The 13,075-nt window shown below is 54.9% G+C and carries 13 protein-coding genes; 12 read left to right on the forward strand and 1 reads right to left on the reverse strand.

Features of this window, described 5'->3' with window-relative positions:
• Positions 1-113 precede the first annotated feature (113 nt).
• Positions 114-2,666 carry a peptidoglycan glycosyltransferase/peptidoglycan DD-transpeptidase MrcA gene (gene mrcA / locus ACLJTG_RS22620; protein WP_000673820.1) on the reverse strand — a complete coding sequence of 851 codons (2,553 nt, stop codon included), beginning with the start codon at positions 2,664-2,666 and terminating at the stop codon, positions 114-116.
• Between the two features lie 120 nt (positions 2,667-2,786).
• Between mrcA and ACLJTG_RS22625 the strand changes: the two genes are divergently transcribed.
• From ACLJTG_RS22625 to trpS, 12 genes are all read left to right on the forward strand, one after another.
• Positions 2,787-3,566, forward strand: a complete 780-nt coding sequence (locus ACLJTG_RS22625) for a DNA utilization protein HofM (protein WP_198898401.1) — start codon at positions 2,787-2,789, stop codon at positions 3,564-3,566.
• Positions 3,566-4,105 carry a PilN domain-containing protein gene (locus ACLJTG_RS22630; protein WP_000951381.1) on the forward strand — a complete coding sequence of 180 codons (540 nt, stop codon included), beginning with the start codon at positions 3,566-3,568 and terminating at the stop codon, positions 4,103-4,105. Before ACLJTG_RS22625 ends, ACLJTG_RS22630 begins: the two co-directional genes overlap by 1 nt.
• Positions 4,089-4,562: a hypothetical protein gene (locus ACLJTG_RS22635; RefSeq protein ID WP_198898402.1), complete on the forward strand. Its 474-nt coding sequence runs from the start codon at positions 4,089-4,091 to the stop codon at positions 4,560-4,562. Before ACLJTG_RS22630 ends, ACLJTG_RS22635 begins: the two co-directional genes overlap by 17 nt.
• The gene (locus ACLJTG_RS22640; RefSeq protein WP_001748863.1) at positions 4,552-4,953 is read left to right on the forward strand and encodes a HofP DNA utilization family protein; all 402 of its coding nucleotides are present in this window, start codon (positions 4,552-4,554) and stop codon (positions 4,951-4,953) included. The genes ACLJTG_RS22635 and ACLJTG_RS22640 overlap by 11 nt, the downstream gene beginning before the upstream one ends.
• On the forward strand, positions 4,868-6,106 hold the full coding sequence (gene hofQ / locus ACLJTG_RS22645) for a DNA uptake porin HofQ (protein ID WP_198898403.1): 1,239 nt from the start codon (positions 4,868-4,870) through the stop codon (positions 6,104-6,106). The genes ACLJTG_RS22640 and hofQ overlap by 86 nt, the downstream gene beginning before the upstream one ends.
• A 464-nt stretch (positions 6,107-6,570) precedes the next feature.
• Positions 6,571-7,092 (forward strand): shikimate kinase AroK, encoded by a 522-nt coding sequence (gene aroK, locus ACLJTG_RS22650; protein WP_000818621.1) that lies wholly within the window; start codon positions 6,571-6,573, stop codon positions 7,090-7,092.
• Between the two features lie 56 nt (positions 7,093-7,148).
• Positions 7,149-8,237 (forward strand): 3-dehydroquinate synthase, encoded by a 1,089-nt coding sequence (gene aroB, locus ACLJTG_RS22655; RefSeq protein WP_000439824.1) that lies wholly within the window; start codon positions 7,149-7,151, stop codon positions 8,235-8,237.
• Between the two features lie 97 nt (positions 8,238-8,334).
• Positions 8,335-9,612, forward strand: coding sequence for a cell division protein DamX (gene damX / locus ACLJTG_RS22660; RefSeq protein WP_001593392.1), 1,278 nt, complete (start codon positions 8,335-8,337; stop codon positions 9,610-9,612).
• Positions 9,613-9,792: 180 nt separating this feature from the next.
• Complete coding sequence (gene dam, locus ACLJTG_RS22665; RefSeq protein WP_000742132.1) at positions 9,793-10,629, forward strand: adenine-specific DNA-methyltransferase; 837 nt, start codon at positions 9,793-9,795, stop codon at positions 10,627-10,629.
• Positions 10,630-10,646: 17 nt separating this feature from the next.
• Complete coding sequence (gene rpe / locus ACLJTG_RS22670; RefSeq protein WP_000816284.1) at positions 10,647-11,324, forward strand: ribulose-phosphate 3-epimerase; 678 nt, start codon at positions 10,647-10,649, stop codon at positions 11,322-11,324.
• Positions 11,317-12,075 carry a phosphoglycolate phosphatase gene (gene gph / locus ACLJTG_RS22675; protein ID WP_000359649.1) on the forward strand — a complete coding sequence of 253 codons (759 nt, stop codon included), beginning with the start codon at positions 11,317-11,319 and terminating at the stop codon, positions 12,073-12,075. Before rpe ends, gph begins: the two co-directional genes overlap by 8 nt.
• Entirely contained in the window at positions 12,068-13,072 is a 1,005-nt protein-coding gene (trpS, locus tag ACLJTG_RS22680; protein ID WP_079951249.1) for a tryptophan--tRNA ligase, read from the forward strand. The genes gph and trpS overlap by 8 nt, the downstream gene beginning before the upstream one ends.
• The last annotated feature ends 3 nt before the right edge of the window (positions 13,073-13,075 follow it).

Consider the following 13,075-nt stretch of genomic DNA (forward strand, 5'->3'; position numbering starts at 1 on the left):
GGTGCGTTTGAACTCAGTCATCATCACGTTCTCCGGATTTAAGTCTGGAACGTGTCAACGCTATTCAGGACGGGTCAAACACAATAAAAAAGGCGCCGGAGCGCCTTTTTTGATCAGAACAGTTCGTGTGTTTCACCATTATCAATAATGGTGGTTCCCACCTCGTGTACCGCCTGTTGTGTCGGCTGCGTGCCTTCGATGAAATACTCTTCACGGCTGTTACCGCCGCTCGCCAGTTGTCCGGTACTGCGGTCGATATTCACCGTGACGATGCCCGGCGGCGGCGTTAGCGGCTGTTCCGGCACGCCTTCCAGCACGGCTTTCATATAGGCGTCCCATGCAGGTTGCGCGCTCTTCGCGCCGCCCTCATAGCCGGAGATTTGATCTTTGATCGCGCCGGAAGCGGTGGTGCGGCCTAAATCACGGCGGTGATCGTCAAAGCCGATCCATACGGAAGTGACGACGCCAGGACCATAGCCGGAGAACCATGCGTCTTTCGAGCTGTTGGTTGTACCGGTTTTGCCGCCGATATCGCGACGTTTAAGGTCACGCGCCGCACGCCAGCCGGTACCCATCCAGCCGGGTTCGCCGAAGATATTGGTGTTCAGCGCGCTTTTAATCAGAAACGCCAGCGGCGTATTGATCACATGCGGCGCGTACTCCTGCGTGCCGTTTTGCGCGACCAGCGCCTGGTTTGCCTGTTCCAGCTCAGGCATCGGTACGGCGCTGTTTTGCTGCTCTTGCGAAACCGCGACCTCTTCCACATTGGTGTTTTCCAGCACATCGGATTTCTGCGTATTGCCGTAAATGACCGGGATATCGCACTCCGGGCAGGCGATTTTCGGTTTCGCTTCGAAGATCACGCCGCCCTGATCGTTCTCAATCTTGCTGATGAAATACGGATCGATCAGGAAACCGCCGTTCGCCATCACCGCATAACCGCGCGCAACCTGCATCGGCGTGAAGGAGGCGGAGCCCAGCGCCAGCGATTCGGTATGCACGATATTCTGCGCCGGGAAGCCGAAGCGTTGCAGATACTCCGCCGCATAGTCGACGCCCATGGCGCGCATGGCGCGTACCATCACCACGTTTTTCGACTGCCCCAGCCCCTGGCGTAAACGAATCGGTCCGGCGTACTGCGGCGGGGAGTTTTTCGGACGCCAGTCTGAACCTGCCCCGGCGTCCCAGCGGGAAATCGGCACATCGTTGAGCATACTGGCGAGCGTCAGCCCTTTATCCATTGCGGCGGTGTAGAGGAACGGTTTGATGTTCGACCCCACCTGACGCAAAGCTTGCGTCGCGCGGTTAAATTTACTCTGATTAAAATCGAAACCGCCGACCAGCGCCATTACCGCGCCTGTTTGCGGGTTAAGCGAAACCAGCGCGGAGTTCACTTCCGGTACCTGCGCCAGCCACCAGTCGTTATCCACCTGACGAACCCAGATTTGCTGACCTGTCTGGACGACATCGGTAACTTTACGCGGCGTCGGCCCCTGCTGTGTATCCGAGCGGTAAGGCCGCGCCCAACGCATTCCTTCCATATGTAGCGAAACGGACGTACCGTCGGCAAGCGCAGCGGTCGCCTCTTGCGGATTAGCGCTGGTGACCACGGCGGGAAGCAGCGGTCCGTAGGTCGGTAACGCTTTCAACGTATCGGTAATTTTTTTACTGTCCCACGCCGTTTCGCCCACTTTCCATAGCACATTCGCCGGGCCGCGATAACCGTGGCGCATGTCATAGTCCAGCACGTTATTACGCACCGCCTGTTGCGCGGCCTGCTGCACTTTGCGGGTGATGGTCGTGTAAATACGATAACCATCTTCGTAGGCGCTTTCGCCATAACGGTTATACATTTCCTGGCGCACCATTTCCGACAGATAAGGCGCGGAGAAGGCGATTTCCGGCGCGTGATAATTTGCGTCGATAGGTTCGCTACGGGCCTGATCGTACTGCGCCTGAGTGATATATCCCTCGCTTAACATTCGCGAGAGCACTACGTTACGGCGCGCCACCGCCCGATCCATCGAGTAGAGCGGGTTAAAGGTAGAAGGCGCTTTCGGTAGCCCGGCGATGACCGCCATTTCGCTTAGACTAAGCTGGTCGACCGTCTTACCAAAGTAGACCTGTGCCGCCGCGCCAACGCCATAGGCGCGGTAGCCGAGATAGATCTTGTTCAGATAGAGTTCGAGGATCTCATTTTTATTCAGCAACTGCTCAATACGAATCGCCAGAAACGCTTCCTTGATCTTGCGCATCAGCGTGCGTTCGGGGCTAAGGAAGAAGTTTCGCGCCAGTTGCTGGGTAATGGTACTTGCTCCCTGCGATGCGTGACCGGAGAAGAGCGCGACGCTGGCCGCACGGAAAATACCTACCGGGTCAATGCCGTGATGCTCATAAAAGCGGCTATCTTCGGTGGCGATAAAGGCGTTGATCATTTCCGGCGGAATTTGATCGAGCGTAACGGGAATACGACGTTTTTCGCCATATTGCGCGATAAGTTCGCCATCCGCGCTGTAAACCTGCATCGGAATTTGCAAACGCACATCTTTCAATGTCGCGACGTCAGGTAGCTGTGGCTCAATATAGCGATAAAGGCCATAAATCGAGCCTGCTCCCAGCAGGATGCAACATACTGCAAGGATCAATAAATACTTTACGAACTTCACTGGAGATTTCCCATTTAGTGTCATTTGGGCAGTTTATAAACAAACGCGCGGTAGTATAAAGGCAAGCCAGACGCATTGATATACCCGTTAACGCGACGGGTGATAAGGAGATCGACCGTTATGGCTTTTAAAACCTGGCAAATAGGATTGCATATTCAGCAGCATGAAGCGCTGGCCATCGCCGTTATTCGCGGCGCATCGGGCTGGTCCCTGCAACGTTGGTGGCGACTGCCGCTGATGAACGTCTCCACGGCAGAGGGTACGATTCCTGACCCGCAATCGCTGGCTCACGTACTGCGACCCTGGAGCCGCGAGCTGCCGCTACGTCACCGTATTTATCTCTCTTTTCCCGCAAATCGGACATTGCAACGCGCTTTTCCACATCCGCCGATGCGTCTGCGGGAACGTGAGCAAGTCGCATGGCTTTCACAAACGATGGCGCGTGAGCTGGATATGGATCCGGACTTATTGCGTTTCGACTTTCAGGACGATGCGCTAAGCCCTGCGTTCAACGTTACCGCCGTGCAAAGCAAAGAAATTTCAGCGCTGTTAACGCTGGCGCAAACGCTCAATGTGCGCATCGCTGCTGTAACGCCCGATGCCTGCGCGTTACAGCGCTTGCTGCCGTTTATACCTTCGGGGCGGCAATGTCTGGTCTGGCGCGATGAGAGCCAGTGGCTGTGGGCGACGCGCTATGCGTGGGGGCGTAAATCGGCGCGCGAGGCGACGACGCTGCATGACCTTGCCGCGACGTTATCCGTCATGCCGGAACATATTTCGTTATGCGCCGAAGACGAATTCGACCCCTGGCGCGCCGTTACCGTCCGCCAACCGCCGGTTCCGCCGGACGGTTATCGCTTTGCGATTGCGCTGGGTTTAGCCATAGGGGAGATACGCTGATGGCGCATTCTGTCAATTTGCTCCCCTGGCGGCGCCAACATTACGTAGCGCGTCTGCGGCTGTGGTGCGTGGTATGGGGCGCGTCCCTGCTGCTGATAGCAAGCCTCGCGACGATCGCCCGGTTGGTTTTTTGGCAGGAGGGGAGGATTAATGAACTGCTACTGACGGCGGAAAACGGACACACGACGGCGCTTGCGGCGAACATACCGCAGTTGCAGCAGCGTCAGCGGCAGCAACAGGCGCGATTACAACGTCAGGCGCAGCGTGAACTGACGCAAGCCTGGCAATCTATCTTGACTGACCTTGCCAACCTGTTGCCAGAGCAGGCATGGCTGACAAGCCTCAATTATCAGCAAGAGACGCTAGAGCTGGAAGGGCTGGCGAGAACGTTTGACGCTCTGCTCACGCTTGAGACATCGCTTCGTCACTATGTCAGTTTTCCGCTAAACCGCACGGGCGCCACGCAGCAGGATGCGCAAGGGCGCTGGCAGTTCCATTATCAGTTAACGAGGAGCGCCGCCCGTGAACGCGCTCTTTGATATCTGGTACGGGATGTCGCGGCGTGGTCGGGTTTTTGGTTGGTGTGCAGGCGTGCTGTGCCTGACGCTGACGGTTGCGTTATCTGTGGGCTATCCCGGCTGGAAAACGCTGGATACGCAACAAATGCGGTTAAGCCAGCAGCGCGAGGCCGCCCGGCAACAGTGGCGTCATCTGCGCCGTCTGAGCGTCGCGGCTGAACCGCTTTTCGGGCGCACAGTGGAAAATCCGCGTCCTTTTTCGCCGTTAGATTTCCAGGCGCCTCCCCTGCGTTTGCTGCACTGGCAGCCATCGGCGCAGGGGGGAGAAATGGCGCTGAAAACGTCCTGGGATGCGGTGCCGTCGCTGTTTGTCCGGTTGGCCGAAAGCGAGATGATCGTAAGTCGGTTTTCATTGCGTAAAGAGGGGGCGGAATTATTGATGACGTTGCAACTGGAGCGCCTGGCGAATGAAGGTTAGCTGCGGTGTATTGCTCTGTTTTTGTTTGCTGACGTTGACGGGAATGCGCGATCCCTTCCGCCCGCCGGAAGATCGCTGCCGGATAGCCGAACTCTCGCAGTGGCGGTATCAGGGCGCGGTGCGTAAAGGCGAGCGATGGACAGGCATTCTTAAAGACAGCCAGCAAAAATGGCGGCGAGTGGAAGAAGGGCAGACGCTGGAAAACGGTTGGACGATTGTCCACCTGACGGCGGAAGCCTTAACGTTAACGACCGGTAAAAATTGTGCGCCGCCGCAGTGGCGGTGGCTACGTCAGGGAGCGGACAATGAAGCGATGGATAGCCATAATACTGATAGCCTTGATGCCCGCCGCGCAGGCGGGAAAAGCGGCGAAAGTGACGCTGGTGGTTGATGACGTCCCTGTGGTGCAGGTTTTGCAGACTTTAGCCGAGCAGGAGCGGCAGAATCTGGTGGTGTCGCCGGACGTCAGCGGGACATTATCGCTACATCTGACGGATGTGCCGTGGAAACAGGCGCTACAGACGGTGGTCAATAGCGCGGGGCTGGTGCTACGTCAGGAGGGGAATATTCTCCATGTTCATTCACAGGCCTGGCAGAAAGAACACAGTGCGCGGCAGAATGCCGAGCGGTTAAGGCTTCAGGCTAATTTACCGCTGGAAAACCGCAGCATTAACCTGCAATACGCCGATGCCGGCGAACTGGCGAAAGCGGGCGAGAAACTCCTGAGCGCGAAGGGAACCATCATGGTAGATAAGCGCACCAACCGCCTGCTGTTGCGCGATAACCGCGCGGCCCTTGCGGAGCTGGAAAAATGGGTATCGCAAATGGATCTGCCGGTGGCGCAGGTGGAGCTGGCGGCGCATATCGTTACCATTAACGAAAAGAGTCTACGGGAACTGGGCGTAAAGTGGACGCTGGCTGACGCGACGCAAGCGGGCGCGGTGGGTGACGTGACGACGCTTTCCAGTGATTTATCCGTCGCCGCCGCCACCTCACGCGTCGGGTTTAACATCGGGCGCATTAACGGACGCTTGCTGGATCTGGAGCTGTCAGCGCTGGAGCAAAAGCAGCAGTTGGATATTATCGCCAGCCCCCGGCTGCTGGCTTCCCATCTGCAGCCAGCCAGTATCAAGCAAGGCAGCGAAATTCCTTATCAGGTTTCCAGCGGCGAAAGCGGCGCGACCTCCGTGGAATTTAAAGAAGCGGTGCTGGGGATGGAGGTGACGCCCACCGTTTTGCAAAAAGGGCGCATCCGCCTGAAGTTACATATCAGCCAGAATGTTCCCGGTCAGGTACTACAACAGGCTGACGGCGAAGTGCTGGCGATAGATAAACAGGAAATTGAAACGCAGGTAGAGGTAAAAAGCGGCGAGACGCTGGCGCTGGGCGGTATTTTTTCGCGAAAAAATAAATCGGGTAGCGATAGCGTGCCGCTGTTGGGGGATATTCCCTGGCTTGGTCAGCTCTTCCGCCATGACGGCAAAGAGGACGAGCGACGCGAATTAGTGGTGTTTATCACCCCCAGACTGGTGGCGACAGAATAATTTATGCATAAAAAAGCGCTGTTTTTGCACTGAACGCATCTGCGGGATTTGACGTGCGGATGTATTTAGCATACAAGGAGTACCGATTTGAGAGTCGTGCTTTTCGTTGCTTACGCATTGATTAATGCGCTTTGCCTTGCCGAAGGTGTGCATAAGACCGATGATAAACGGCTGAATGTCCGCTGATGCAGACGTATTGGTTCTGCGGATTGCGCACAATTGTTTGAAAGTAGAGCAATTTGTAGGCCGGATATGTTGTTCTGGTCGCCATTCGGCAACGCTAACTCGGGTTTTGCAACAATCAGGCTTGGTGATTTATTCAGTTGCCAAACCCGCTTGAGTATTGAGATAATTTTCAGTCTGACTCTCGCAATATCTTATGAGGTTTCAGTTCATGTCCTGCTGCGCTGGGTGTCTGTGAAGCGGGTTTACCATTAACGAATAGTCTTAGTAGTACCGAAAAAATGGCAGAGAAACGCAATATCTTTCTGGTTGGGCCTATGGGTGCCGGAAAAAGCACTATTGGGCGCCAGTTAGCTCAACAACTCAATATGGAATTTTACGATTCTGATCAAGAGATTGAGAAACGAACCGGAGCTGATGTGGGCTGGGTCTTCGATGTTGAAGGTGAAGACGGCTTCCGTAATCGTGAAGAAAAAGTTATCAACGAATTGACGGAAAAACAGGGTATTGTGCTGGCAACCGGCGGTGGCTCTGTAAAATCGCGTGAAACGCGTAACCGTCTCTCCGCGCGTGGCGTCGTGGTCTACCTTGAAACGACCATCGAAAAACAACTGGCGCGCACGCAGCGTGATAAAAAACGCCCGCTGTTGCAGGTTGAAGCACCGCCTCGCGAAGTTCTGGAAGCGCTGGCTAACGAACGCAATCCGCTGTACGAAGAGATTGCCGACGTCACCATTCGCACCGACGATCAAAGCGCTAAGGTTGTGGCAAACCAGATTATTCATATGCTGGAAAGCAACTAATTCAAGCAGAATACGCTGGGTAAGCGGGCACAAGTAACTAAGGTGGATGTCGCGTCATGGAGAGGATTACAGTCACTCTCGGGGAACGTAGTTACCCGATCACCATCGCGGCTGGTTTGTTTAACGAACCAGCTTCATTCTTGCCGCTGAAATCAGGCGATCAGGTCATGTTAGTGACCAACGAAACCCTGGCGCCGCTTTATCTGGACAAGGTTCGCGGCGTACTCGAACGGGCGGGCGTTAACGTAGACAGCGTGATTCTTCCTGACGGCGAGCAGTATAAGAGCCTGACGGTGCTGGATACGGTGTTTACGGCGTTACTGAAAAAACCGCATGGTCGTGATACCACGCTGGTCGCGCTTGGCGGCGGCGTGATTGGCGATCTCACCGGTTTTGCGGCGGCCAGCTACCAGCGAGGCGTTCGTTTCATCCAGGTGCCAACTACCTTACTGTCGCAGGTTGATTCTTCCGTGGGCGGGAAGACCGCCGTCAACCATCCCCTTGGCAAAAACATGATTGGCGCGTTTTACCAACCCGCTTCTGTGGTTGTCGATCTTGATTGCCTGAAAACGCTTCCCGCACGCGAACTGGCATCGGGACTGGCAGAGGTGATCAAATACGGCATTATACTCGACGCAGACTTCTTCACCTGGCTTGAGGGTAATCTGGATGCGCTATTGCGTCTGGACGGCCCGGCGATGGCGTACTGTATTCGTCGTTGTTGCGAGCTGAAAGCCGAAGTTGTTGCCGCCGACGAGCGTGAAGCGGGCTTACGTGCTTTACTGAATCTTGGACATACCTTTGGCCACGCCATTGAAGCGGAAATGGGATATGGCAATTGGTTACATGGTGAAGCCGTTGCCGCAGGTATAGTGATGGCTGCGCGCGCATCCGAGCGTTTGGGGCAGTTTAGTTCTGCTGATACGCAGCGCATCATCGCTCTACTCGAACGGGCCGGGCTGCCAGTCAATGGCCCTTGCGAGATGTCCGCGCAGGACTATTTGCCGCACATGCTGCGAGATAAAAAAGTGTTAGCGGGGGAGCTGCGTTTAGTGCTTCCGCTGGCCATAGGGAAAAGTGAAGTGCGCGGCGGAGTGTCGCACGAAGTCGTTCTTAGCGCGATTGCTGACTGTCAGCAGGCGTAACAACAAGAAAGGTCAGACTGATATTGCGTAGCTGTCAGTCTTTTAGCTTCAGGTTATGTGCAATGTCGTAAGCATTAACCTTTGAGTGGGGTGTTAAATGGATGAATTCAAACCAGAAGACGAGCTGAAACCCGATCCCAGCGATCGTCGTACTGGTCGTTCTCGTCAATCTTCAGAACGCGATAGTGAACCGCAGATCAACTTTGATGACGTTGATCTGGATGCCGACGATCGCCGTCCGACGCGTACGCGTAAAGCGCGTAGTGAAGAACCTGAAGTTGAAGAAGAGTACGAATCCGATGAAGACGATACGGTGGACGAAGAGCGTGTTGAACGCCGCCCACGTAAGCGTAAAAAAGCGGCCCATAAGCCAGCCTCTCGTCAGTACATGATGATGGGCGTTGGCGTACTGGTGCTGCTGCTGTTGATTATCGGTATCGGCTCCGCGCTGAAAGCCCCCTCAACGTCTTCCAGCGAGCCGTCGGCCTCTGGCGAAAAGAGTATCGATCTTTCCGGTAACGCCGCCGACCAGGCGAATGCGACCCAGCCTGCGCCGGGCGCCACCTCCGCAGAACAAACCGCGGGCAATACGTCGCAGGATATTTCGTTGCCGCCGATTTCTTCAACGCCGACGCAGGGACAGTCGCCTGTGGTCGCTGACGGTCAGCAGCGCGTGGAAGTGCAGGGCGATCTGAATAATGCGCTGACGCAGAATCCAGAGCAGATGAACAATGTTGCGGTGAACTCTACGTTGCCGACAGAGCCTGCAACCGTCGCGCCAGTTCGCAATGGCAGCACGACGCGTCAGGCGGCGGTTAGCGAACCTACCGAGCGTCATACCACGCGTCCGGAACGTAAACAGGCCGTCATTGAACCTAAGAAACCGCAGACCACGGCGAAAACCACGACTGCGGAACCGAAGAAACCGGTCGCGCCAGTGAAACGTACGGAACCGGCAGCGCCAGCCGCGACGCCGAAAGCGACCACCACGACGGCTGCGCCGACAGCGACGGCAAGCGCTGCGCCGGTACAAACCGCGAAGCCAGCGCAAGCCTCGACGACGCCTGTCGCAGGCGGCGGGAAAAGCGCCGGCAACGTTGGCGCGTTAAAGAGCGCGCCATCCAGCCACTACACATTGCAGCTCAGTAGTTCTTCAAATTACGACAACCTGAACGGTTGGGCGAAGAAAGAGAACCTGAAAAATTATGTGGTATACGAGACGACGCGTAATGGACAACCGTGGTATGTGCTGGTAACGGGGATGTATGCTTCGAAAGAAGATGCTAAACGTGCGGTGTCCACCTTACCTGCCGATGTGCAGGCGAAAAACCCGTGGGCAAAACCGTTGCATCAGGTTCAGGCCGATCTGAAATAATCCAGGCTGTGTCCTGCAATTGCCTGTGAGTGTCGCTGACAGCTATTTTTGTTCAGGACAGGCGCGAGGGGCGCATTTGCTACCGTCAAATGCGCCGTAAAGCAACGCGGCACAGCCTAAAGCGCAGGATGCTGTCGGAGCTTTCTCCACAGCCGGAGAAGGTGTAATTAGTTAGTCAGCATGAAAAAAAATCGCGCTTTTTTGAAGTGGGCAGGGGGAAAATACCCTCTGCTTGATGATATCAAACGACATTTGCCAAAAGGCGAGTGCCTTGTCGAACCTTTTGTGGGTGCCGGATCGGTGTTTCTTAACACCGACTTTTCTCGTTATATCCTCGCCGATATCAACAGCGACCTTATTAGCCTCTATAACATCGTGAAGTTACGTACTGACGAGTATGTACAGGCTTCGCGCGAGCTGTTTATGCCTGAAACTAACCAGGCTGAGGTCTATTACCAACTCCGTGAGGAGTTCAACACCTGCCAGGACCCCTTTCGTCGGGCGGTACTGTTTTTATATCTGAATCGCTACGGTTATAACGGACTCTGTCGCTATAACTTACGTGGGGAATTTAATGTACCGTTTGGTCGTTATAAAAGACCTTACTTCCCGGAAGCGGAGTTGTACCACTTTGCAGAAAAAGCGCAGAATGCGTTCTTTTACTGTGAGTCATACGCAGACAGTATGGCGCGTGCGGACAAGTCGTCGGTGGTCTATTGCGATCCGCCTTATGCGCCGTTGTCCGCCACGGCTAACTTCACAGCGTATCACACCAATAGTTTTAGCCTGACGCAACAAGCGCATCTGGCGGAAATCGCTGAGAATCTGGTCAGTAACCGGATACCGGTGCTCATTTCCAACCATGATACGGCGCTCACACGCGAGTGGTATCAACTCGCAAAATTGCATGTCGTCAAAGTTAGACGCAGTATAAGCAGCAACGGCGGCACACGTAAAAAGGTGGACGAACTGCTGGCTCTGTACCAACCAGGAGTCGCAACGCCTGCAAGAAAATAATTCTCAAGGAGAAGCGGATGAAACAGTATTTGATTGCCCCCTCAATTCTGTCGGCTGATTTTGCTCGCCTGGGTGAAGACACCGCCAAAGCGCTGGCTGCCGGTGCTGATGTTGTACACTTTGACGTCATGGATAATCACTATGTGCCGAACCTGACTATCGGCCCGATGGTGCTGAAATCCCTGCGTCAGTACGGTATTACCGCGCCTATTGATGTCCACCTGATGGTCAAGCCAGTCGACCGTATCGTGCCCGACTTTGCCGCCGCTGGCGCGAGCATCATTACCTTTCACCCGGAAGCCTCCGAACATGTTGACCGCACGCTACAGCTGATTAAAGAACACGGCTGTAAAGCGGGGCTGGTATTCAACCCGGCAACGCCGCTCAGTTATCTCGATTACGTCATGGACAAACTGGATGTGATCCTGCTGATGTCCGTGAACCCAGGCTTCGGCGGCCAGTCTTTTATTCCGCAGACGCTGGATAAACTGCGCGAAGTGCGTCGCCGCATTGATGCGTCCGGTTACGACATTCGCCTGGAAGTGGACGGCGGCGTGAAGGTGAACAATATCGGCGAGATCGCCGCAGCAGGTGCGGACATGTTTGTTGCGGGGTCGGCAATTTTCGATAAACCCGACTACAAAAAAGTAATTGATGAAATGCGCAGTGAGCTGGCAAAGGTAACTCATGGATAAGTTACAGAATATTCGGGGCGTCGCCTTTGATCTTGACGGTACGCTGGTGGATAGCGCGCCGGGTCTTGCCGCGGCGGTGGATATGGCGCTGTATGCGCTGGAACTGCCGGTCGCGGGCGAGGAGCGCGTGATTACCTGGATTGGTAACGGCGCAGACGTATTGATGGAACGCGCGCTGGCCTGGGCTCGCGAGGAGCGCGCCACGCTGCGTAAGACGATGGGGAAACCGCCCGTTGATGAAGATATTCCTGCCGAGGAACAGGTACGCATTCTGCGTAAACTGTTCGACAGATATTATGGCGAAGTGGCGGAAGAGGGCACTTTTTTATTTCCGCATGTCGCCGACACGCTGGGCGCGCTGCACGCCAGCGGATTGTCATTAGGTCTGGTGACGAATAAGCCGACGCCGTTCGTCGCGCCGTTGCTGGAATCGCTTGATATCGCCAAATACTTTAGTGTGGTTATCGGCGGCGATGATGTGCAAAATAAGAAGCCGCATCCGGAGCCGCTGTTGCTGGTGGCAAGCCGGCTGGGCATGATGCCGGAGCAGATGCTTTTTGTCGGCGATTCGCGTAATGATATTCAGGCTGCAAAAGCGGCGGGCTGCCCTTCGGTTGGCCTGACATACGGCTACAATTATGGCGAAGCGATCGCTCTTAGCGAGCCGGACGTCATTTATGACAGTTTTAACGATCTTTTGCCCGCACTTGGGCTTCCGCATAGCGATAACCAGGAAATAAAAAATGACTAAGCCCATCGTTTTTAGTGGCGCACAGCCCTCAGGTGAATTGACCATTGGCAACTATATGGGGGCATTGCGTCAGTGGGTAAACATGCAGGATGACTATCATTGCATCTACTGCATCGTAGACCAACATGCTATTACCGTGCGTCAGGAAGCGCAGCAGCTACGTAAAGCGACGCTGGATACGCTGGCGCTGTACCTGGCATGTGGTATTGATCCTGAAAAGAGCACTATTTTCGTTCAGTCCCATGTGCCGGAACATGCGCAGCTTGGCTGGGCGCTAAACTGCTATACCTATTTCGGCGAGCTGAGCCGTATGACGCAGTTTAAAGATAAATCTGCGCGCTATGCGGAAAACATTAACGCCGGCCTGTTTGATTACCCGGTGTTGATGGCGGCAGACATCCTGTTGTACCAAACCAATCTGGTGCCGGTAGGCGAAGATCAGAAGCAGCATCTGGAACTGAGCCGCGATATCGCCCAGCGTTTCAACGGGCTGTATGGCGATATTTTCAAAGTACCGGAACCGTTTATTCCAAAATCCGGCGCGCGCGTGATGTCGCTGCTGGAGCCGACAAAGAAAATGTCCAAATCGGACGATAACCGTAATAACGTGATCGGCCTGCTGGAAGATCCGAAATCGGTAGTGAAGAAAATCAAACGTGCGGTCACTGACTCCGACGAGCCGCCGGTAGTGCGTTATGATGTGAAAGAGAAAGCGGGTGTCTCTAACCTGCTGGATATTCTTTCCGCCGTGACCGGTCAGAGCATTCCTGAACTGGAAAAACAGTTTGAAGGTAAAATGTATGGCCATTTGAAAGGCGAAGTGGCGGAGGCGGTTTCCGGAATGCTGTCTGAGTTGCAGGAGCGCTATCATCGTTTCCGCAACGACGAAGCGTTCTTGCAGAAGGTGATGAAAGACGGGGCGGAAAAAGCCAGCGCACGTGCGGCCGAAACGCTGAAAGCCGTTTACGAAGCCATTGGCTTTGTGGCGAAACCGTAACGG

Source organism: Salmonella sp. SAL00672, assembly GCF_046552175.1.
GTDB classification, from domain to species: Bacteria; Pseudomonadota; Gammaproteobacteria; order Enterobacterales; family Enterobacteriaceae; genus Salmonella; species Salmonella enterica.

Bases quoted from the DNA above. Each gene is read 5' to 3' on its own strand.
- ACLJTG_RS22625 (WP_198898401.1), top strand. From the start codon at position 2,787: ATGGCTTTTAAAACCTGGCAAATAGGATTGCATATTCAGCAGCATGAA.
- ACLJTG_RS22630 (WP_000951381.1), top strand. From the start codon at position 3,566: ATGGCGCATTCTGTCAATTTGCTCCCCTGGCGGCGCCAACATTACGTA.
- ACLJTG_RS22640 (WP_001748863.1), top strand. From the start codon at position 4,552: ATGAAGGTTAGCTGCGGTGTATTGCTCTGTTTTTGTTTGCTGACGTTG.
- hofQ (WP_198898403.1), top strand. From the start codon at position 4,868: ATGAAGCGATGGATAGCCATAATACTGATAGCCTTGATGCCCGCCGCG.
- aroK (WP_000818621.1), top strand. From the start codon at position 6,571: ATGGCAGAGAAACGCAATATCTTTCTGGTTGGGCCTATGGGTGCCGGA.
- aroB (WP_000439824.1), top strand. From the start codon at position 7,149: ATGGAGAGGATTACAGTCACTCTCGGGGAACGTAGTTACCCGATCACC.
- damX (WP_001593392.1), top strand. From the start codon at position 8,335: ATGGATGAATTCAAACCAGAAGACGAGCTGAAACCCGATCCCAGCGAT.
- dam (WP_000742132.1), top strand. From the start codon at position 9,793: ATGAAAAAAAATCGCGCTTTTTTGAAGTGGGCAGGGGGAAAATACCCT.
- rpe (WP_000816284.1), top strand. From the start codon at position 10,647: ATGAAACAGTATTTGATTGCCCCCTCAATTCTGTCGGCTGATTTTGCT.
- gph (WP_000359649.1), top strand. From the start codon at position 11,317: ATGGATAAGTTACAGAATATTCGGGGCGTCGCCTTTGATCTTGACGGT.
- trpS (WP_079951249.1), top strand. From the start codon at position 12,068: ATGACTAAGCCCATCGTTTTTAGTGGCGCACAGCCCTCAGGTGAATTG.